Source organism: Indioceanicola profundi (assembly GCF_003568845.1).
Taxonomy (GTDB): Bacteria; Pseudomonadota; Alphaproteobacteria; order Azospirillales; family Azospirillaceae; genus Indioceanicola; species Indioceanicola profundi.
In genome coordinates this window covers 2,057,115-2,076,233 of record NZ_CP030126.1, presented here as the reverse complement: position 1 = coordinate 2,076,233, position 19,119 = coordinate 2,057,115, and the positions used below count along the sequence as shown (strand labels likewise).

General features: G+C 68.4%; 19 protein-coding genes and 1 pseudogene. 9 read left to right on the top strand and 11 right to left on the bottom strand.

What is annotated here, in order from left to right:
* Positions 1-43: 43 nt before the first annotated feature.
* Positions 44-694 carry a lysozyme family protein gene (locus tag DOL89_RS09925; RefSeq protein ID WP_119679006.1) on the top strand — a complete coding sequence of 217 codons (651 nt, stop codon included), beginning with the start codon at positions 44-46 and terminating at the stop codon, positions 692-694.
* A 3-nt stretch (positions 695-697) separates the two neighbouring features.
* Here DOL89_RS09925 and plsY read toward each other — a convergent pair whose 3' ends face one another.
* From plsY to DOL89_RS09910, 3 genes are read right to left on the bottom strand one after another with little or no spacing between them, the layout of a single operon-like run.
* A complete protein-coding gene (gene plsY / locus DOL89_RS09920; RefSeq protein ID WP_119679005.1) occupies positions 698-1,405 on the bottom strand; it encodes a glycerol-3-phosphate 1-O-acyltransferase PlsY in 708 nt (235 codons plus the stop codon).
* A 12-nt stretch (positions 1,406-1,417) separates the two neighbouring features.
* Positions 1,418-2,716: a dihydroorotase gene (pyrC, locus tag DOL89_RS09915; RefSeq protein ID WP_119679004.1), complete on the bottom strand. Its 1,299-nt coding sequence runs from the start codon at positions 2,714-2,716 to the stop codon at positions 1,418-1,420.
* Positions 2,717-2,731: 15 nt separating this feature from the next.
* Complete coding sequence (locus tag DOL89_RS09910; protein ID WP_119679003.1) at positions 2,732-3,694, bottom strand: aspartate carbamoyltransferase catalytic subunit; 963 nt, start codon at positions 3,692-3,694, stop codon at positions 2,732-2,734.
* A gap of 147 nt (positions 3,695-3,841) precedes the next feature.
* Here DOL89_RS09910 and DOL89_RS09905 point away from each other — a divergent pair, with 147 nt between their 5' ends.
* Positions 3,842-4,474, top strand: coding sequence for a DUF4142 domain-containing protein (locus tag DOL89_RS09905; RefSeq protein WP_162937434.1), 633 nt, complete (start codon positions 3,842-3,844; stop codon positions 4,472-4,474).
* Between the two features lie 63 nt (positions 4,475-4,537).
* On the opposite strand, the gene DOL89_RS09900 is transcribed toward DOL89_RS09905, so the two are convergent.
* Both DOL89_RS09900 and DOL89_RS09895 read right to left on the bottom strand, forming a co-directional pair.
* The gene (locus DOL89_RS09900) at positions 4,538-5,422 is read right to left on the bottom strand and encodes a dienelactone hydrolase family protein (protein WP_119679001.1); all 885 of its coding nucleotides are present in this window, start codon (positions 5,420-5,422) and stop codon (positions 4,538-4,540) included.
* A gap of 55 nt (positions 5,423-5,477) precedes the next feature.
* Positions 5,478-6,713 carry a CaiB/BaiF CoA transferase family protein gene (locus DOL89_RS09895; RefSeq protein WP_119679000.1) on the bottom strand — a complete coding sequence of 412 codons (1,236 nt, stop codon included), beginning with the start codon at positions 6,711-6,713 and terminating at the stop codon, positions 5,478-5,480.
* Positions 6,714-6,877: 164 nt separating this feature from the next.
* On the opposite strand from DOL89_RS09895, the gene DOL89_RS09890 reads away from it, so the two are divergent.
* Positions 6,878-7,204 carry a hypothetical protein gene (locus DOL89_RS09890; RefSeq protein WP_119678999.1) on the top strand — a complete coding sequence of 109 codons (327 nt, stop codon included), beginning with the start codon at positions 6,878-6,880 and terminating at the stop codon, positions 7,202-7,204.
* Between the two features lie 6 nt (positions 7,205-7,210).
* Here the strand turns inward: DOL89_RS09890 and DOL89_RS09885 are convergent, their stop codons facing one another.
* Together DOL89_RS09885 and ruvX are read right to left on the bottom strand one after the other, a co-directional pair.
* Positions 7,211-8,137, bottom strand: coding sequence for an AEC family transporter (locus tag DOL89_RS09885; protein WP_119678998.1), 927 nt, complete (start codon positions 8,135-8,137; stop codon positions 7,211-7,213).
* The gene (gene ruvX, locus DOL89_RS09880; protein ID WP_119678997.1) at positions 8,134-8,715 is read right to left on the bottom strand and encodes a Holliday junction resolvase RuvX; all 582 of its coding nucleotides are present in this window, start codon (positions 8,713-8,715) and stop codon (positions 8,134-8,136) included. Before ruvX ends, DOL89_RS09885 begins: the two co-directional genes overlap by 4 nt.
* A gap of 113 nt (positions 8,716-8,828) precedes the next feature.
* On the opposite strand from ruvX, the gene gatC reads away from it, so the two are divergent.
* The 3 genes from gatC to mepA all read left to right on the top strand — a co-directional run bounded on the left by gatC (position 8,829) and on the right by mepA (position 11,695).
* Positions 8,829-9,131 (top strand): Asp-tRNA(Asn)/Glu-tRNA(Gln) amidotransferase subunit GatC, encoded by a 303-nt coding sequence (gatC, locus tag DOL89_RS09875; RefSeq protein WP_119678996.1) that lies wholly within the window; start codon positions 8,829-8,831, stop codon positions 9,129-9,131.
* Complete coding sequence (locus tag DOL89_RS09870; RefSeq protein ID WP_119678995.1) at positions 9,131-10,696, top strand: amidase family protein; 1,566 nt, start codon at positions 9,131-9,133, stop codon at positions 10,694-10,696. Before gatC ends, DOL89_RS09870 begins: the two co-directional genes overlap by 1 nt.
* Positions 10,697-10,840: 144 nt before the next feature.
* Positions 10,841-11,695, top strand: coding sequence for a penicillin-insensitive murein endopeptidase (mepA, locus tag DOL89_RS09865; protein WP_119678994.1), 855 nt, complete (start codon positions 10,841-10,843; stop codon positions 11,693-11,695).
* Between the two features lie 51 nt (positions 11,696-11,746).
* On the opposite strand, the gene DOL89_RS09860 is transcribed toward mepA, so the two are convergent.
* The 3 genes and pseudogenes from DOL89_RS09860 to DOL89_RS26145 form a co-directional block, all read right to left on the bottom strand.
* Positions 11,747-12,157: a GlcG/HbpS family heme-binding protein gene (locus DOL89_RS09860; RefSeq protein WP_119678993.1), complete on the bottom strand. Its 411-nt coding sequence runs from the start codon at positions 12,155-12,157 to the stop codon at positions 11,747-11,749.
* Between the two features lie 107 nt (positions 12,158-12,264).
* On the bottom strand, positions 12,265-13,374 hold the full coding sequence (locus DOL89_RS26150) for a malate synthase G (protein WP_449768883.1): 1,110 nt from the start codon (positions 13,372-13,374) through the stop codon (positions 12,265-12,267).
* A gap of 418 nt (positions 13,375-13,792) precedes the next feature.
* Positions 13,793-14,431 (bottom strand): annotated as a pseudogene (locus DOL89_RS26145) (malate synthase G); the annotation flags it as partial.
* A gap of 179 nt (positions 14,432-14,610) precedes the next feature.
* On the opposite strand from DOL89_RS26145, the gene DOL89_RS09850 reads away from it, so the two are divergent.
* The gene (locus DOL89_RS09850) at positions 14,611-15,453 is read left to right on the top strand and encodes an IclR family transcriptional regulator domain-containing protein (RefSeq protein ID WP_119678992.1); all 843 of its coding nucleotides are present in this window, start codon (positions 14,611-14,613) and stop codon (positions 15,451-15,453) included.
* On the opposite strand, the gene glpD is transcribed toward DOL89_RS09850, so the two are convergent.
* Positions 15,416-16,975 (bottom strand): glycerol-3-phosphate dehydrogenase, encoded by a 1,560-nt coding sequence (gene glpD / locus DOL89_RS09845; protein WP_119678991.1) that lies wholly within the window; start codon positions 16,973-16,975, stop codon positions 15,416-15,418. The two genes, DOL89_RS09850 and glpD, sit on opposite strands and share 38 nt — an antisense overlap.
* A 99-nt stretch (positions 16,976-17,074) precedes the next feature.
* Between glpD and DOL89_RS09840 the strand changes: the two genes are divergently transcribed.
* Complete coding sequence (locus tag DOL89_RS09840; RefSeq protein WP_119678990.1) at positions 17,075-17,878, top strand: type 1 glutamine amidotransferase domain-containing protein; 804 nt, start codon at positions 17,075-17,077, stop codon at positions 17,876-17,878.
* 95 nt (positions 17,879-17,973) lie between these two features.
* Entirely contained in the window at positions 17,974-19,110 is a 1,137-nt protein-coding gene (locus tag DOL89_RS09835) for an SMP-30/gluconolactonase/LRE family protein (protein WP_119678989.1), read from the top strand.
* Positions 19,111-19,119 lie beyond the last annotated feature (9 nt).

The following is a 19,119-nucleotide window of genomic DNA, read 5'->3' as shown; positions in this document are numbered from 1 at the left end:
TCGTATGATGCGGCACGCATAAGGCGGTGAAGGGAAGGGTCCGATGATTCCGCAGTCGTGCATCGATTTCATCGTGAGTGAAGAGACGGGTGGTCAGGCCTATTACACCAAGTTCGCCTGCCGACCGACATGGCCCGGCGGCGCTTCCGGCGTCACGATCGGGGTGGGCTACGATCTGGGACAGACCACGGCGCAGGCGTTCGAGGCAGCCTGGACCGGGCAGATCGACTCCGCCGCGATCGAGCGACTCGCCTCCGCCATCGGCGCGCATGGTTCAACTCCGGATGGGGAGGCGAAGTGCAAGTCCCTTGTCACGGAGTTCGCCGACCTGACGATCTCCTGGGCTGCGGCGAATGCCGTCTTCAGCCAACATGTTCTGCCGACCTATATCGATCGGACCCTTGCGGCCTTCCCTGGGCTGGAGAAGCTGGACGGGCTCTGCATCGGCGCGATGGTCAGCCTGGTTTACAACCGGGGCACCAGTCTCGTGGGCAGCAGCCGGACGGAGATGCAGGCCATCCATGACATGATCGCCGCCGGAAAGCCTGAAGGCGTGCCCGACCAGTTCCGGGCCATGAAGCGGTTGTGGCCCACCGTGGCCGGTCTGCAGAAGCGCCGGGATGCGGAAGCCGCGATGTTCCAGCAGGGGCTGGACAACATGGCCCATGCGGCTGCGGCGCTGCCGGTGGCGTGAGGCCTAGGCCTCCTGCTTCTTCTTCGCCCCGATCCGCGGCTCCGTTCCGTTCAGGATACGGCGGATATTGTCCTTGTGCCGGATATAGACCAGCACGGTGATGAAGAGCATCAGTTGCCACAGGCCGGGGGCAACCGCGGCCTGGGCAACGTCGCCGGCGAGGACGGGCGGCGCCCAGGCGCCGCCCACCCGCCCGGCCCCCTGCAGCCAGCCGATCCAGGCGGCATAGGCCGTCGCCACGGCAAAGGCCAGCAAGGCGGACAGGGACGAGATCCGGAACAGCACGGCGGCCAGCAGCCAGGTCAGGCAGGCCAGGACGCCTACCGGCCAGGAGATGGCCAGCAACACGCCCAGCGCCGTTGCGACGCCCTTGCCGCCCTTGAACCCCAGCCAGACCGGGAAGCTGTGGCCCAGCATGGACCCGGCAGCGGCCAGCACCGCCGCCTCCTGACCCGCCAGAGCCCAGGCGATACCGACCGCGATAGCGCCCTTGCCGCTGTCCAGCAGCAGCGTTGCCAACGCCAGCAGCTTGTTGCCCGTGCGCAGCACGTTGGTCGCGCCGATATTGCCGGAGCCGATCTTCCGGATATCGCCATAGCCGGCCAGCCGGGTCAGAACCAGGCCGAAGGGGATGGAGCCCAGAAGGTACCCGCTCGCGAAGGCGGCCAGGAGATAGGGCCAGGACAGTTCCCAGCTGATCGGATCGGGCATGGGGATCGGCTCTTAATCGGCCTTGGAATGGACGGTGCGGCCATCGACGACGGTGCGCAGCACCATACCCTGGACAGGGCGGCGGTCGAAGCAACTGTTCTTGGATTTTGAGGCCAGCTTCTCCGCCTCGACCTTCCAGGGCCGCTCGGCATCGAACAGCACCAGATCGGCGGCACCGCCCTTGGCAAGCCGCCCCATGCCCTTAAGCCCCAGGATATCCGCCGGCCTGCGGGTCACCGTATCCAGTGCACCCAGCAGGGAGAGATGCTCCTTGTGCACAAGTTCCAGCACCAGGGGCAGCAGGGTTTCGAACCCGACGGAGCCGAAGGCGGCCTGCCCGAACGGCACACGCTTCACATCCTGGTCGCGCGGGGCATGATCGCTCGCGATGGCGTCGATGGTGCCGTCCGCCAGCCCGTCGATGATGGCGCGGCGGTCCATCTCCCCGCGCAATGGTGGAGACAGTTTGAAGAAGGTGCGGTAGTCCCCGACATCCACCTCCGTCAGGGAGAAATAGGGCGGGGCGGTATCGCAGGTGACCTTCAGCCCCTTGCGCTTCGCCCGCCGGATCACGTCCACGCTTTCGGCGGTAGAGATGTTGGCGGCGTGGTAGCGCCCGCCGGTCATCTCCACCAGCCGCAGATCACGCTCCAGCATGATGATCTCGGCCATGGGGGAGATGCCCTTCAGCCCCAGGCGCGTCGCGACCTCGCCGGCATTCATCGCGCCGCCGGCGGCCAGTGACGGCTCCGCCGGATGCTGGAAGATGGTCCGGCCCCAGGTCTTGGCATAGGACAGCGCCCGGCGCATCACGCCGGCATCCGTCACCGGGCTAGTGCCGTCGGTGAAGCCCACCGCCCCGGCCTCCGCCAGCAGGCCCATCTCGGCGATCTCGCGCCCGGCCGTCTCCCGCGTGACGGAGGCGTAGGCGAAAATCTTGACCAGCTTCACCTCGCGGGCGCGCCGGGCGATGAATTCCAGCCCGGCCACATCGTCCAGCACCGGGTCCGTGTTGGGCAGGCAGGCCAGCGCCGTGATGCCGCCCGCGGCGGCCGAGCGGCTGGCGGTCAGCAGGGTCTCGTTATGCTCGAACCCCGGCTCCCCCACATCGGCGCGGAGGTCGACGAGGCCCGGCGCCAAGCAGGCGCCGCCGCAATCGATGCGCTCCACGCCTTCTGGCACCCCGTCACGGAACAGGGCAGGGCCGAAATCGGCGATCTTCGTCCCCTCGACCAGCAGCCCCCCGATGGCGTCCAACCCGGTCGCGGGGTCCAGCAGGCGGGCGTTGGTGTAGGCGGTGCGATTGGTCATGGCGGTCACCGCTCCTCAATTCCGCGTGCGGGTCAGGAGGTCCAGGCAGGCCATGCGCACGGCCACGCCAAGCTCCACCTGCTCCAGGATCACGCTGCGGTGGATGTCGTCGGCTACCAGGCTGTCGATCTCCACCCCGCGGTTCATGGGGCCGGGATGCATCACCAGCACGTCGGGCTTCGCCACGGTCAGCTTCTCGTAATCCAGGCCGAAGAAGCGGAAATACTCCCGCTGGCTGGGCAGGTACTGGCCCTGCATGCGCTCAAGCTGGAGGCGCAGCATCATGACGATATCCGCATCCTTCAGGCCGGTCTTCATGGAGTGGTGGACCTCCACTCCAAGCCGGTCCAGCCCGGACGGCACCAAAGTGGGCGGGGCGACGACGCGGACGTTGGCGCCCATGATGTTCAGCAGGTGGATGTTCGACCGGGCTACCCGGCTGTGCAGGATGTCGCCGCAGATCGCTACAGTCAGGCCCTTCAGGCTGCCCTTGTGGCGACGGATGGTCAGGGCGTCCAGCAGCGCCTGGGTCGGGTGCTCATGCGCGCCGTCGCCGGCATTGATGACGGCGCAGTTCACCTTGTCGGCCAGCAGCTTCGGCGCGCCCGATTCCTGATGGCGGACCACCAGCACGTCCAGATGCATGGCGTTCAGGGTCATCGCCGTGTCGATTAGGGTCTCCCCCTTCTTCACGGACGAGCCGTCCACCGACATATTGATGGCGTCGCCGCCCAGCCGCTTGGCCGCCAGCTCGAAGCTGGTGCGGGTGCGGGTGGAGTTCTCGAAGAAGAGGTTCACCACCGTGCGCCCGGCCAGCACGTCGCTGAACTTCCGGGCGCTGCGGTTCTGGGCGACATAGCCGTCCGCCAGATCGAGGATCAGATTGATCTCCGGCGCGGTCAGCCCCTGGATGCCCAGCAGGTCGCGGTGGGGCAGGGAATCGGCGCGGGCGTCCAAATCGTGGGGGTGCGGCGGCATGGGCGGCGATATCGGCTGCGGTCTGGGGCGGGTCGGCGGGACTATGGCCCCGCCCGCCGCAGGAGGCAAGCGCCGGCCCCTCCGCCGCGTGAGGATGCGCCGGGAGCGCTGTTGACACCGCATCTTTTCAAATGCTGGAGGATGCAGATGCGCTGCGTTGCCATCTTCGCCGCAAGCCTGCTGGCCACCACCGCAGGTGCGGCGTTCGCCGAAGGACAGAGCGACTCGACGAGCTACGGCGCGTCCGGCCCCACCCCAAGCGAACCCGTGGACGTCCGCACGCCCGGCGGCGCGATGCCGGCCGCGTTCGCCATGGCGCTTACGGAGCAGGGCCACACGTTCCTGAAGAAGGCGGTCCAGACGAACCTGGCGGAGATCCAGCTCGCAGAGATGGCTCTGGACAAGGACGATCTGCCGGACAGGGTGACCACCGCGGCGGAGCATGTCCTGGAGGATCACAAGGCTGCCCAGGAGGAGGTGGAGAGCATGGCAAGCAGCTATGATCTCAACCTCCCGGACGAACCGTCGGATCGCCAGAAGGAATCTGCGGAAATGCTGGAGGACCTTTCCGGCGACCAGTTCGCGGCCGAATATGCCCGCATCCTGGTGGAGGAGCATCAGCGCGCCATCGAGCTGTTCGAGCAGCAGGCGCAAAGCTCCGGGGGCGGCAACGACCCGCTCCAGCAATATGCAGCCAATCAGCTCCCGGCCTTGCGGAAACATCTGACAATGGCGCAGGAGCTTCAGGCGGAGTACGGGGCCACCGCTTCCAGCGACTGATCCTGATAGCGGTGCCGGGAAGCCGCCGGCCGGGATCGTTCCCGGCCGGCGTTCCCATGCCGATCAGGCGACTCCGTGCTGCTTGAACCACTCCAGGCAGCGCTGCCAGCCATCCTGTGCCGCATCCTCGCGGAAGCTGGGGCGGTAATCGGCGTAGAAGCCGTGGGGGGCCTCGGGATAGACCACGATCTCCGACCCTGTCTTGCCCGCCTCCGCCAAGGCGGCGCGCATCTGCTCCACGGTCTCGACCGGAATGCCCTGATCCTGCCCGCCATATAGACCCAGCACCGGCGCCTTCAGTTCGGCGGCCAAGTCGATGGGATGCCGCGGCTGAAGGGGAGAGGGCTCGCCGCGCGGCACCAGCCGTCCGTACCAAGCCACGCCTGCCTTCAGAGCGGGGTTGTGGGCGGCATAAAGCCAGACGATCCGCCCGCCCCAGCAGAAGCCGGTGATGCCCAGGCTCTCCGTGTCCGCCTTGCCGGTTTCCTTGGCCCAGGCCACCGTCTCATCCAGATCGGCCATGACCTGATCGTCCGGGACCTTGGAGACGATGGTGGAGAACAGGGTCTGCACATCCGCCACGGTGCGCGGATCGCCCTGGCGGGCATAAAGCTCAGGCGCCACGGCGAAATAGCCGGCCTTGGCAAAGCGGCGGCAGACATCCTGCATATGCTCATGCACGCCGAAAATCTCCTGCACCACCAGCACGGTGGGGAAGGGGCCGTCCCCCTCCGGCATGGCACGGTAGGCGGGCAGGGTTCCGTCCCGCACGGGGATGGAGACCTCACCGGCCACCAGCCCGTCGGACGGGGTGGTGATCACGGTCTGCGCGCCCGCCGGGTCCACCGACAGGGCGAAGCCGGCGGCGACGCTGGTGATTGCGAAGGTGCGGCGGGAAAGCGGCGCGTTCAGCACCTGTACATCCTCGGGTCCGGTCAGCGTAGGCATGGGCGTCCTCCGATCCTTGAGACTGGAGCGGAGGATAGGCCGCATTCCCGTTTCGTCAAACCACGCCCTTGCCGCGCAGCTTCTCCACCTCCGCCGGCTGCATGCGCAGCCAGTCGCCCAGCACCTCGTCCGTGTGCTGGCCAAGGGTGGGCGGGGCATAGCGGTAATTGACCGGCGTGCTGGAGAATTTCATCGGGCTGCCGATCAGGGAAACCGGGTCGGGCCGTACCGGGTGCTGCATCTCCACCCGCATGCCGCGGGCCTGGACCTGCGGGTCGGCGAAGACGGCGGGGATGCCGTTGATCGGCCCGGCCGGAACGCCCAGCGGCTCCAGCCCCTCCAGCCAGTGCGACGTCGGCTGCGCTGCGATCACGGCCTCCAGCATGGGCACCAGCTCCGCCCGGTTGGTGACGCGCATGCGGTTGGTGGCGAATCGGGGATCGGCAGCCAGCTCCGGCTTGCCGGCGAAGGCGCAGAACTTCCGGAACTGCTCGTCATTGCCGACGGCCAGGATGATCCAGTCATCCGCCGCCCGGAAGGTCTGGTAGGGAACGATGGTCGGGTGGCCGTTGCCATAGCGCGGGGTGGGCTGCCCGCTGGTCAGGAAATACTGTCCGGCGTTCGACAGCCACGCCACCTGGGCGTCCAGCAGCGACATGTCGATATGCTGGCCGCGGCCGGTCTGGTCGCGGTGGCGCAGCGCCGCCAGGATGGCCACGCCGGAATACATGCCGGCCATCAGGTCGGCGATGGCGACGCCGGCCTTCATCGGCTCCCCCTCCGTCTCCCCGGTCAGGGACATGATCCCGCCCATTCCCTGGATCAGGAAATCGTAGCCGGCGCGGGCGGCGTAGGGGCCGGTCTGGCCGAACCCGGTGAGCGACAGATAGATCAGCCGCGGATAGGCGTCGCGCAGATCCTCATAGCCCAGCCCGTACTTCGCCAGCGTGCCGGTCTTGTAGTTCTCCACCAGCACGTCGGCATGGCCGATCAGGCGCAGCGCCAGGGCGCGCCCCTCCGGCTTGGTGAAGTCCAGGGTGAGGGAGCGCTTGTTGCGGTTGGCGGAGAGGTAATAGCTACTCTCCGTGCTGTCCCGACCCTCGGCATCCTTCAGATAGGGCGGGCCCCATTTCCGGGTATCGTCGCCCTGGTCCGGCCGTTCCACCTTCACCACGTCGGCGCCGAGGTCGCCCAGCATCTGGGTGGCGCTGGGCCCGGCCAGGATGCGGCTCATGTCCAGGACGCGCAGGCCGGCAAGGGGGCCGGTGACGGGCGGGGTATGGTGGGGCATCTACGGGGTCCGATCCACATCACGAAACGATGATGCAGCTTAGGGCCGCCGGTGCGGCCTGGGCAAGCCGCCGGCCGGGAGGTAGGACCTACGCGCCGGGCTTGTGGCGGCCCCGCCCTTGCCCCACACTGGCGGCATTCCCGCCCGAATGGAGCGCCGTCCCTGTGCCGACCGACCCGAAAGCCGAGCTTCTGCGCCAGATCCGCACCATCCGTGCGCGCCTGGACCCCGAGGTGCTGGCCCGCGCGGAACAGGTCGCCCGCCGCGTGCAGCCCGGCTCGAAGCCCATGGCGGCACCGGCGACGGAGCCCTACGACAAGGACGCGGCGCGCAACGCCGTGATGCTGTTCCTCCAGTCCCGCCAGGATGGCGGCCGCTTCGCGACGCGGGTGATGGAGGCGCTGAAGCAACCGGAGCAGGCGGCCCAGGCCTATGGGAAAACGCCGGAAACCAGGTCGGGCATCGCCCGCATCGTCACGAAGAAGCTGTAGGCCGCGCTATCCCGGCACACCGCCCACCAGCAGCAGGCAGATCGGCAGGGTGACGGCCGCGGCCAGGGTCTGGGCGGTGATGATCCCGGCCATCAGCGCATGGTCGCCACCCATCAGTCGCGACTGGACATAGGAGGCGGCGGAGGTCGGCAGGCCGTTATAGAGCACGATCACCGCCAGCGGCACGGTATCCAGCCCGGCCCAGATGCCCAATGCCGCCGTGATCGCGGGCACCATGACCAGCCGGACCACGCTGGACCAGACCAGCCCGGCCCCCGACCGGCGCACCGCCGCCAGATCCAGCCCGGCACCCACCGCCAGCAGCCCCAGGGGAAGGGCCGCGGCGCCCAGCGCCTGCATCAGCGGGCTGACCACCGTGATCGTGTGGATGCCCGCAGCGTTCAGCGCCAGCCCGATCAGCACGGCCAGCAGCAGCGGGTTCTTGGCCAATGACAGCAGCACATGCCGCCAGCCCTTCCGGCCGCCGCTGCCCCAGCGGTGCAGGACCAGCACCGCCATGACGTTGATCAGCGGAACGATGGAGATGATGCCCACCGCCATCAGGGCCTTGCCCTCCGTCCCGTACAGCGCGGAGACGGCGGCCAGGCCCACATAGGTGTTGATGCGCACCGCCCCCTGGAAGACGGAGGTGAAGGCCGGGCTGTCCTTGGCCACCCATGGCCGGACAAGCAGCAGCAGGGCTGCGGCGGCCAGCGTTCCGCCCAGCATCGCCCCGCCCATTCCGACCACGTCAACGTCCGACAGATCCGCCCGCGCCGTGCTGTCGACCAGCAGGGCCGGGAAGAAGACGTAGAAGGTCAGCATCTCGCACGGGCCCCAGAACGAGTCCGGGACCAGTTGCCGGCGCTTCATCACGAGACCGGCCACGATGATGAGGAAGATCGGCGCCAGCGCCTCGAAGACGGCGCTCATTCGCCTCCGCCGTCCCCGCCGCCATCGCCGCCGCCGTCACCGTCTCCGTCATCATCGTCGGAGCCCAGGCTGGAGCGCGCCCCGCGGGCGTCGGCTTGGCTCGCATGGCGCAGATGGTCCAGCGCGCCTTGCAGGATGTAGGCGGCCGCCATCTTGTCCACCACCTCGTCCCGGCGCTTCCGGGTCATGTCCCAGCCGATCATCATGCGCTCGACCGCGCTGGTGGACAGGCGCTCGTCCCAGAAGGCGATGTCCAGTTCGCCGCCGAACAGCTCCGGCACCTTCAGCAGGTTCTTGGCGAACTGGCGCACGCTGTCGCAGCGCGGCCCCTCCGTCCCGTCCATGTTGACGGGCCAGCCGATCACCAGCGCCTTCACGTCCCGGTCGCGCATGGCGCGGGCCAGTTCCTGCGCGTCGGGCGTGAATTTGGTGCGCCGGATCGTGCCCACGGGGGAGGCGACGGACAGGCCGGGGTCGGACACGGAGAGACCGATGGTGGTCTCCCCCACATCCAGCCCCATCAGCCGCCCGTTCCGGGGCAGCCCCTGCTTCAGTTCCATGAGGTTGCGGATCGCCATGGCTCGGTGCTAGCTTCCCTGCCGCTTCGCGTCATACCGAAGGGGCCGCGCCATGCGTCCGGATATGCTGTCCGGGATGGCGTATGGCCCCCATTACGGAGAGACTTAACACAATGTCGTCCGATAAGGCCGCCCTCAACAAGGAACAGGTGGCGAAGATCGCGCATCTGGCCCGCATCAAGGTGCCGGAACAGGAACTTGACCACCTTGCCGGTGAGTTGAACAAGATCCTGGGCTGGGTCGAAATGCTGGACGAGGTGGATACGGCCGGCGTCGAGCCGATGACCAGCGTGGCCGCGCAGACCCTGCGCCGCCGGGCGGACGTGGTGACCGACGGCGGCTATCCCGACAAGATCGTGAAGAACGCTCCCGACGCGGCCGAAACCTTCTTCTCCGTTCCCAAGGTGGTCGAGTAATGACCGAACTGACCAATCTGACCATCGCGGAGGCCCTGGACGGCCTGCGCAAGAAGGACTTCAGCGCGGTCGAGCTGACCCGGGCCTACATCCACGCGGTCGAGAACTCCCGTTGCCTGAACGCCTACACGGTGGAGACGCCGGAGATCGCCCTGCGGCAGGCGGAGGCGTCCGACGCCCGCTACGCCAAGGGCGAGGGCCGGCCCATGGACGGGCTACCCATCGGCGTGAAGGATCTGTTCTGCACCGAAGGCGTCGACAGCACGGCGGGCAGCAGGATCCTGACCGGCTTCAAGCCGCCCTATGAGAGCACGGTCACTGCGAAGCTGTTCGCCGACGGTGCGGTCATGCTGGGCAAGCTGAACATGGACGAGTTCGCCATGGGCAGCGCCAACATCACCAGCCATTACGGCCCGGTGATCAGCCCCTGGTCCAAGGGCATAAAGACCCAGCGCGATGCGCACACCTCCAATGGCGGCCTGTTGGACGAGCTGGCGGACGCCTTCCGCCAGCCCCAGCCGGTGACGGAGTGGGAGTGGGAGCGCAAGCTGGTTCCCGGCGGCTCCTCCGGCGGGTCGGCGGCGGCCGTCGCGGCGCGCGCGGCAATCGCGGCCACGGGTACCGATACCGGCGGTTCCATCCGCCAGCCGGCCAGCTTCGTCGGCATCGTGGGCTTCAAGCCCACCTATGGCCGCTGCTCCCGCTGGGGCATCGTGGCCTTCGCCAGCTCGCTGGACCAGGCCGGCCCGATGACCCGCACGGTGCGCGACTCCGCCATCATGCTGAAGAGCATGTGCGGCTTCGACCCGAAGGACAGCACCAGCGTGGACATGCCGGTGCCGGACTTCGAGGCGGCGCTGACCGGCGACATCCGCGGCCTGCGCGTCGGCATTCCGAAGGAATACCGGGTCGAGGGCATGCCTGCGGAGATCGAGCGCGTCTGGCAGCAGGGCATCGACTGGCTGAAGGCCGCCGGCGCCGTGCCGGTGGAGATCAGCCTGCCGCACACCAAGTACGCGCTGCCGACCTACTACATCGTGGCCCCGGCGGAATGCTCCTCCAACCTTGCCCGCTATGACGGTGTCCGCTTCGGCCTGCGGGTCGAGGGCAAGGATTTGAAGGAGATGTACGAGAACACCCGCGCCGAGGGCTTCGGGGCGGAGGTGCGCCGGCGCATCATGATCGGCACCTATGTGCTCTCCGCCGGCTATTACGACGCCTACTACCTCAAGGCCCAGAAGGTCCGCGCCCGCATCGCGGAGGATTTCGCGAAGGCCTATGAGCAGTGCGACGTCATCCTGACCCCGACGGCCCCCAGCACGGCCTTCGCCATCGGGGAGAAGATGGACGATCCCATCGCCATGTACCTGAATGACGTCTTCACGGTTCCGGCCAGCCTGGCCGGCCTGCCGGGCGTGTCGGTTCCGGCCGGCCTCGCCGCCGACGGCCTGCCGCTGGGTCTCCAGCTCCTTGGCCGCCCGTTCGACGAGGAGACGCTGTTCCGCGTGGCCGGCGTCCTGGAGCAGGCCGCCGGCCCGCAGCCGCTGCCGCCCTTCCTGGGCTGATCCGGGCTTTCCCGACCTGGAAATGGGCGCCTGCGGGCGCCCTTTTTCGTTCCAGGCATCCGCAGGCTCAGCGGTCTGGCCCCCGGTGCCGCTCATGGGGCATTCTGCGTCCGGTGATCGATACGCGGACCCAGGACACCCCTCATGGCACGATTTCCGCTTGCCTGCGCAACGGGTCTCATCGCCGCGGCATGGCTGCTGATGCCGGCCGGAGCGGCGGAGACGGTGACACTATCCCGATCAACGCTGGATGCTGTTCCGCCCGACCTGTCGCAGCCAATCGGAAGTTATGCCAATGGCTGCATCCAGGGGGCGCACGAGCTGCCGCCCGAAGGGCTGGGCTATCAGATATGGAAGGTCTCGGAGCGGCGGAACTTCGGTCATCCGGAGCTGCTGGACTACATTGCCGGCTTGGCGGACCGCGTCATGGCGGAAGGGCTGGGACGCCTTGCCATCGGCGATCTGTCGCTGCCGCTCGGCGGACGGATGGAGGGCGACCATGCCAGCCATCAGATCGGCCTTGATGCCGATATCTGGTTCAATATCGACCAGCCCAGCATCCCGCGCAGCCGGCGCGAAGGACCCGATTTCCAGAGCATGGTGAATGGCGAGACCCAACGGGTGAGCCCTGAACGGTTCGGCCCGGGGCAGATGCGCCTGCTGCGGCTGGCAGCGGAGGACGGGCGCGTGACCCGCATCTTCGTCAATCCGGCGATCAAGCTCGCCTTGTGTGAGGCGGCGGGCGGCGACCGCTCCTGGCTGCGGAAGGTCCGTCCCTGGTTCGGCCATGCGGCCCACTTCCATGTGCGGCTGGAATGCCCCGAGGGGGCTGCCTCCTGCACGCCGCAGAACCCGCCGCCGCCCGGTGACGGCTGCGGCGACGAGTTGCTGAGCTGGTTCGAGCCGCCGAAGGAAACGCCGGGAGAAGCTGGACCGCCTCCGGTCCCGCCGCCGCCCCCGGCAGCCTGTCTGGCCCTGTTCGGCCAGCCCTCACCCTGAAGCCTGCCGCCAATGGGCGGAGACTGCACGGGTGAGGGATCTGCCTTATGCTCAGGCCAGCGCTTCCAGCGCCTTGACGCCGGCTGCGGCGATCTGGCCGTCCTGGAAGGACTGGACGCCGCTGATGCCGATGGCCCCGACGATCTGGCCCTGATAGGTCAGCGGCAGGCCGCCCTCGATGGTGGTGGCCTGGGGCATGGTCATCATGACCGGCCGGCCGCCCAGCACCGCATCCTCCAGCGCCTTGCTGGGGCGCTTGAACAGCAGGGCGGTGCGGCCCTTCTCCTGCGCCACGACGACGGAGCCGAGCTGGGTGCCGTCCATCTTCTCCAGATACATCAGGTTGCCGCCGTCATCGATGATGGCGACCACCACGGTCCAGCCATTCTTCTCCGCCTCTTCAACGGCGGCGGCGGCGATCTTCTTGGCGTCCGAGATGGACAGGGCGGGTTTGGTGAGCATTCGAAACTCCGGGAACGCAGTGGATTGGAACCGGTCGTGTACCCCCGAACCGTCACCCCGGCTCTCGACGGGATGACGGAACAGGGCAGGTGATCAGCAGCGCCTTATTACGCCGCCTGCTTCACCCGGCGGCGATGCATGTGCAGCAGGGGCTCGGTGTAGCCGTTGGGCTGCTCCACGCCCTTGAAGACCAGGTCGCAAGCGGCCTGGAAGGCGATGCTGTTCTCGAAGTTGCCGGCCATGGGCTGGTACAGCGGGTCGCCCGCATTCTGCTCATCCACCACCTTGGCCATGCGCTTCATCACGTCCATGACCTGATCGGGCGTGCAGACGCCATGCTCCAGCCAGTTGGCGATGTGCTGGGAGGAGATGCGGAGCGTGGCCCGGTCCTCCATCAGCCCGACATTGTGGATGTCCGGCACCTTGGAGCAGCCGACGCCCTGGTCGACCCAGCGGACCACGTAGCCCAGGATGCCCTGGGCGTTGTTCTCCAGCTCCTGCCGGACCTCGTCCTCCGACCAGTTGATGCCATTGGCCAGCGGGATGGTGAGGATGTCGCGGACCGAGGCGCGGCTGCGCTTCGACAGCTCCTCCTGGCGCTGGGCCACATTGACCTGATGGTAGTGCAGGGCATGCAGCGTGGCGGCGGTGGGGGAGGGGACCCAGGCCGTGTTGGCGCCGGCCATGGGATGGCCGATCTTGGTCTTCAGCATGTCGGCCATCCGGTCCGGCATGGCCCACATTCCCTTGCCGATCTGCGCCTTGCCGCGGAAGCCGCAGGCCAGCCCGATATCGACGTTGGAATTCTCATAGGCCTGGATCCAGGCGGTGGACTTCATGTCCCCCTTGCGGATCATGGCCCCGGCCTGCATGGAGGTGTGGATCTCGTCGCCGGTGCGGTCCAGGAAGCCGGTGTTGATGAAGCAGACCCGGTCCTTCACGGCGCGGATGCACTCCTTCAGGTTCACCGTGGTCCGGCGCTCCTCATCCATGATGCCGATCTTCAGGGTGTTGCGGGCAAGGCCCAGCACATCCTCCACCCGATCGAAGATCGTGCCGGCGAAGGCGACTTCCTCCGGCCCGTGCATCTTCGGCTTCACGATGTAGACGGAGCCGGCGCGGCTGTTCCGGTACTTGCCCAGCGCCTTCAGATCGTGCAGCGCCGCCAGGCTGGTGACGATGCCGTCCAGGATGCCCTCCCGGCGCCTCCGACCCATCGGGCAGCAGCACGGCGTCGGTGGTCATCAGGTGGCCGACATTGCGGATGAACATCAGCGAGCGGCCATGAAGGCTCAGCTCGGCCCCATTCGGGTCGGTATAGGTGCGGTCGGGATTCAGCGCCCGCTCCAGCATCTTGCCGCCCTTGTCGAAGCTGGCGGTCAGGTCGCCGCGCATCAGGCCCAGCCAGTTGCGGTAGACGGCGACCTTGTCCTGCGGGTCCACCGCGGCGATGGAATCCTCGCAGTCCATGATGGTGGTCAGCGCGGATTCGACCACGATATCGGCGACGCCGGCCTGATCGTCCTTGCCGATGCGGTGGCTGCGATCGATCACGATCTCCAGATGAAGGCCGTTGTTCTTCAGCAGGATGGCGCTGGGGGAGGCCTCCTCGCCACGGAAGCCGGCGAACTGGGAGGGGTTGGCCAGCCCCACCTGCCCGCCGCTGGTCAGGTGCGCGATCAGCGTGCCGTGGTTAATGCCATACCCGCCGACATCGGCATGGCTGGCCCCGGACAGCGGCGCCGCCTGGTCCAGCACCTCGCGGCCCTTGGCGATGACGGCGGCGCCCCGCACCGGGTCGTATCCTTTGACGCCCGGGTCGCCCACATCGCCCAGCGCGTCGGTGCCGTACAGGGCGTCATACAGGCTGCCCCAGCGGGCATTGGCGGCGTTCAGCGCGAAGCGGGTGTTCATCACCGGCACGACAAGCTGCGGCCCGGCGACCCTGGCCACCTCCTCATCCACATTCCCGGTGCCGATGGTGAAGTCCGGCCCCTCCGGCACCAGATAGCCGATCTCCTTCAGGAAGTCCTCATAGGCGTCCTGGTCGATGGCGCCCTTGTGCTCCCGATGCCACTGGTCGATCCGCGCCTGGATGTCGTCGCGCTTCTTCAGCAGCGTGCGGTTCACCGGCGTCAGATCGGTGAAGATGGCGGCGAAGCCGGACCAGAAGGCCGCCGGCTCGACCCCGGTGCCGGGCAGCGCCTCATTCTCGATGAAGCTGTGGAGTTCCTGATCGACCTTCAGGCCGTGCACATCGATGTGGCTGGACATGGCGATTCCTTCTGCATGGGGGCGGATTATGCCGTCTCGGCTGAGCTATACGCTTGACCGCTTGCGGCTGGCAACGTTCCATGGAAGGTATTCCACGATGTGGAATGTGAGGGATTATCCTCTTTCACCAAGGGAGTAGGCGGAATGGATAGGCGCTGGAAGGCTAGGAGGGCACGTCTGTGGCGCGGCTGAAAGGGAAGGTGCCGCTACCGGCAGACAGCGCCGAAAAGACTGCTCCCGACATGGCGGAGCGGGGCGGACAGGTGCAGGTGCTGGGCCGGGCGTTGTCCATCCTGAACCTGTTGTCCCGGGCGGAAGGCGGCATGTCGCTGACGGAGGTGGCGCAGGCCACCGGCCTTGCCGGCTCCACCGCGCACCGGCTGCTGACCTCACTCGAATCGGAACGCTATGTGCGCTTCGATCCGGAGCCGCGGCTCTGGTCGGTCGGTGTGCAGGCCTTCATCGCTGGCAGCGGATTCCTGAAGACCCGCAACGTGGTCCAGATGGCCCGTCCCCATATGCGCACGCTGATGGAGCGCAGCGGGGAGACGGTGAGCTTGGCCGTGGAGGACCAGGGCGTCGCCGTCTACCTGTCCCAGGTGGAATGCCGGGAGATGATGCGCAGCTTCGCCCGTATGGGGGCGCGGGTGCCGCTGCACTGCTCCGGCGTCGGCAAGGCGCTGCTCTCCGCGACAGGGGAGGGGGAGCTGGCGCGGGTGCTGGCCCGCTACGGCCTGCCGCCCATGACGCACCGGACCCTGACGAAGGAGGATGTGCTTCGCGCCGATCTGGTCGGCATCCGCGAACGGGGCTACGCCATCGATGACGAGGAGCATGCGGTGGGGCTGCGCTGCGTCGCCGCCGTGGTGTTCAACGAACATGGCGACCCCGCCTGCGCCATCTCCGTCGCTGGACCCATGGCGCGCATCACGGATGAGCGCATGCCGCATCTGGGCGAGTTGGTGCGGGAAGCGGCGGGCCGGATCACGGCTGAGATCGGCGGACGGCTACCCGCGGACTGACAGCGGCGCGGCGGCCGCCGCCGCGCGCCGCGATCCAGCCGGTGACCGCGTCGAGGGCGGCGGCGTCCAGATGCAGGCCGAGGCGGGTGCGCCGCCAGAGGAAATCCTCTCCTGTCCGAACGAACTCCTCCGCGACGGCATAGGCCAGCTCCGCCTCATGTACGCCGCCGCCAAGGTCGCGGCCGAGGTTTTCCATGCCATGGCATCCGTCGAGTAGACGGTTGGTGCGGGTGCCGTAGGAACGGGCGTAGCGGCGGGCCAGGGCGGCGGGCAGCCAGGGGTAACGGCCCATTAGATCGGCCAGGAAGCGGCTGAAATCAGCTCCCGGCATGTCGCCGCCCGGCAGCGGGGCGGTGCCGGTCCAGGGCGCCGCCTTGCGGCCCAGCTTGGGCAGCAGCAGCTCCATGGCATGCTCCGACAGCCGGCGGTAGGTCGTGATCTTGCCGCCGAACACGCTCAGCAGCGGCGGGCCAGGGGCCTCGTCCAGTTCCAGCACATAGTCGCGGGTAACGGCCGAAGCCTCCCCCTTCTCATCGGCCTGGAGCGGGCGGACGCCGCTGTAGCTCCAGACCACCATCTCCGGCGTCACAGGCCGGGCCAGATAGGCGGAGACGGAGCGGCAGAGATACTTGACCTCCTCCGGCCCGATCTCCGCCGCGGCGGGATCGCCGGCATGGTCCACATCCGTCGTGCCGATCAGGGTGAAGCGCCCCTCATAGGGGATGGCGAAGACGATTCGGCGGTCGGGGTTCTGGAAGATGTAGGCGTGATCGCCGGGGTAGATGCGGGGCACGACGATGTGGCTGCCCTTGACCAGCCGGACCCTGTGCCGGGACGCGGCCCCGATCTCCCCGACCAGCACCTGCCCGACCCAGGGGCCGGCGGCGTTCACCAATGCCCGCGCGCCGATGCCATACCGGTGCCCTGTGGAAATATCCTCCAGCTCCGCCTGCCACAGCCCGCCCTGCCGCCGGGTGGAGACGAGGCGGGTGCGGGTCAGGATGTCGGCCCCGCGCTCCCGTGCGTCCATGGCGTTCAGCACCACCAGCCGGCTGTCCTCCACCCAGCAGTCCGAATATTCGAAGCCTTGGGTGAGGTGCCGCGCCAGGGGCTCTCCCGCCGGGTGCCGGCGCAGGTCGATGGTGCCGGAGCCCGGCAGCCGCCTTCGCCCGCCGAGATGGTCGTACAGGAAGAGCCCCAGCCGCAGCAGCCAGGCCGGCCGCATCGACCGCTCATGCGGCAGCACGAAGCGCAGGGGCCGGATGATGTGCGAGGCGAGGCGCAGAAGCACCTCCCGCTCTATCAGCGCCTCCCGCACCAGGCGGAACTCGTAATGCTCTAGATAGCGGAGACCGCCATGGATCAGCTTGGTGCTGGCGGATGAGGTTGCCCGGGCCAGATCGCCCTGCTCGCACAGGATGACGGAGAGGCCGCGTCCGGCGGCGTCGCGGGCGATGCCGGCCCCGTTGATGCCGCCGCCGATGACCAGAAGATCGGCCTCCGCCGCTCGGGACCCGTGCATGAAGCCTCCCCTCCAGAACTCCTGCACACTCTACACGCACAGCGGAACGTCGCGCCCCTGTTCATGTTCGCAGGGCTCAAGGCAGCAAGGAGACGGAGCATGGATCGCAAGCGCGTACTGATCGTCACCACCTCACATGCAGAGATGGGCGGCGGCGGGGAGAAGACCGGCGTCTGGCTGGAGGAGCTGGCGACCCCCTATTACGCCCTGCTGGATGGCGGGGCGGAGGTGACGCTGGCCAGCATCGCGGGCGGGCAGATCCCGTTCGACCCGCGCAGCATCCCGGCCCAGGCCGGCGACGGCAGCGGCGAGCAGCCGGCGGAACAGCAGGAGGAAGTGCCGGCCAGCGTCCGCCGCTTCCTGGACGACTCCAAAGCCATGGAGGCCGCGCGCAGCACCCCCTCGGTGGAAGAGGCTTCGCGCCAGCCGCATGACGCCCTGCTGCTGCCGGGCGGGCATGGCACCATGTGGGACCTGCCGGCCAGCGACACGCTGGCCGTGCTGGTCGGCTCCTACATCGATGACGGCCGCATCGTCGCCGCGGTCTGCCATGGGCCGGCGGGGCTGGTCACGGCCAAGCGCGCCGATGGCCGGCCGGTGGTGGAGGGCAAGCGCGTCAGCGCCTTCACGGACAGTGAGGAACATGGGGTGCGGCTGGCCGACACCGTGCCCTTCCTGCTGGAAAGCAGGCTGCGGGGGCTGGGGGCCAGGATCAAGAAGGGGCCGGACTGGCAGCCCTTCGCCGTGCGCGACGGCAATCTGATCACCGGGCAGAACCCGCAATCCTCCGAACTGGTGGCGAAGCATCTGCTGGCGGCCATCGGCGCCGGCCCCGATATGGAAGCGCAGGCCGGGCCGGGCGATACCGGCGTCAGCGGCGACCTCCGCACGCCGCGGCCCTGATCCGCACATCCGCACCCCTTCCGGCCGCGCCGATTCCCTTCGGTGCCGGGATACGCTAAGGCTGCCCTAACGATGCAGATCGGGGAGGCGGTGCGATGCGGGGTCTGGCGGTGGCGGCGGGAGTGGCCGTGCTGGCGGGGGCGGGGTATCTGGCGGCATGGCCGGTGCCGGTGGAGCCCGTGGCCTGGGCGGCACCGGAGAATCCCGGCTATGCCGGCCCGCATGCGGTGAATGAGCGGCTGGCGGGGCTTCAACGGATCGAGCTGAACGGGCAGGAGGGGCCGGAGCATGTGGCGCTCGGCCCCGACGGGAAGGTCTATCTCACCGTCCTGTCCGGCGAAATCCTGCGCATGCGGCCCGACGGGACGGGGCTGGAGCTGTTCGCGAGGACCGGAGGGCGGGTGCTGGGCTTCGACTTCGACGCGGACGGCAACCTGATCGCGGCGGACGCCGAGCTGGGCCTGCTCGCCATCGCGCCGGACGGGGCGGTGCGGGTGCTGGCCGACAGCTTCGCCGGGCCGGACGGGACGGCGCAGCCGATCCGCTACGCCGACGGGGTCGCGGTGGCAGGCGACGGGAAAATCTACTTCACCGACGCCTCCGCCCGCTTCGCGCCGGCCGAATGGGGCGGGACGTTCCAGGCAAGCGTGATGGATATCCTGGAGAATTCCGCCACCGGCAGCGTGCTGGTCCACGATCCCGGCGCGGGCACGACGGAGCTTGTGCTGGGCGGCCTGTCCTTCGCCAACGGCATCGCCCTGTCGCAGGACGGGCGGACGCTGTTCGTCAACGAGACCGGGCGCTATCGCGTCTGGACCGTGGACGCCAGCGCCCGCAACCTCGGCGCGGCGGCCCCGGACGGGCGGGCGGCGGTGCTGTTGGACAATCTGCCGGGCTATCCGGACAATCTGCTGCGGGGGCGGGACGGGCGCATCTGGCTGGGCTTCGCCAAGCCGCGCAGCCCCGTGGTGGACAGGCTGGCCGGCAGCCCGGAGCTGCGCAAGGTCACGATGCGCCTGCCGCGCTCGCTCTGGCCGGTGCCGAAGCCGTACGGCCATGTCATCGCCTTCGACGAGCAGGGCGGGATCGTGGCCGACCTCCAGGACCCCAGCGGCGCCTACCCGGAATCCACCGGCGTGCTGGAGCTGGAAGACCGGCTCTACATCATGAGCCTGCACGCCGGCTGGCTGGGCTGGATGCCCTGCGACGGCTGCCTGCGCACAGGCTCCTGACCGGCTTCC

Bases quoted from the DNA above. Each gene is read 5' to 3' on its own strand.
- DOL89_RS09925 (WP_119679006.1), top strand. From the start codon at position 44: ATGATTCCGCAGTCGTGCATCGATTTCATCGTGAGTGAAGAGACGGGT.
- plsY (WP_119679005.1), bottom strand. From the start codon at position 1,405: ATGCCCGATCCGATCAGCTGGGAACTGTCCTGGCCCTATCTCCTGGCC.
- pyrC (WP_119679004.1), bottom strand. From the start codon at position 2,716: ATGACCAATCGCACCGCCTACACCAACGCCCGCCTGCTGGACCCCGCG.
- DOL89_RS09910 (WP_119679003.1), bottom strand. From the start codon at position 3,694: ATGCCGCCGCACCCCCACGATTTGGACGCCCGCGCCGATTCCCTGCCC.
- DOL89_RS09905 (WP_162937434.1), top strand. From the start codon at position 3,842: ATGCGCTGCGTTGCCATCTTCGCCGCAAGCCTGCTGGCCACCACCGCA.
- DOL89_RS09900 (WP_119679001.1), bottom strand. From the start codon at position 5,422: ATGCCTACGCTGACCGGACCCGAGGATGTACAGGTGCTGAACGCGCCG.
- DOL89_RS09895 (WP_119679000.1), bottom strand. From the start codon at position 6,713: ATGCCCCACCATACCCCGCCCGTCACCGGCCCCCTTGCCGGCCTGCGC.
- DOL89_RS09885 (WP_119678998.1), bottom strand. From the start codon at position 8,137: ATGAGCGCCGTCTTCGAGGCGCTGGCGCCGATCTTCCTCATCATCGTG.
- ruvX (WP_119678997.1), bottom strand. From the start codon at position 8,715: ATGGCGATCCGCAACCTCATGGAACTGAAGCAGGGGCTGCCCCGGAAC.
- gatC (WP_119678996.1), top strand. From the start codon at position 8,829: ATGTCGTCCGATAAGGCCGCCCTCAACAAGGAACAGGTGGCGAAGATC.
- DOL89_RS09870 (WP_119678995.1), top strand. From the start codon at position 9,131: ATGACCGAACTGACCAATCTGACCATCGCGGAGGCCCTGGACGGCCTG.
- mepA (WP_119678994.1), top strand. From the start codon at position 10,841: ATGGCACGATTTCCGCTTGCCTGCGCAACGGGTCTCATCGCCGCGGCA.
- DOL89_RS09860 (WP_119678993.1), bottom strand. From the start codon at position 12,157: ATGCTCACCAAACCCGCCCTGTCCATCTCGGACGCCAAGAAGATCGCC.
- DOL89_RS26150 (WP_449768883.1), bottom strand. From the start codon at position 13,374: ATGGGTCGGAGGCGCCGGGAGGGCATCCTGGACGGCATCGTCACCAGC.
- glpD (WP_119678991.1), bottom strand. From the start codon at position 16,975: ATGCACGGGTCCCGAGCGGCGGAGGCCGATCTTCTGGTCATCGGCGGC.
- DOL89_RS09840 (WP_119678990.1), top strand. From the start codon at position 17,075: ATGGATCGCAAGCGCGTACTGATCGTCACCACCTCACATGCAGAGATG.
- DOL89_RS09835 (WP_119678989.1), top strand. From the start codon at position 17,974: ATGCGGGGTCTGGCGGTGGCGGCGGGAGTGGCCGTGCTGGCGGGGGCG.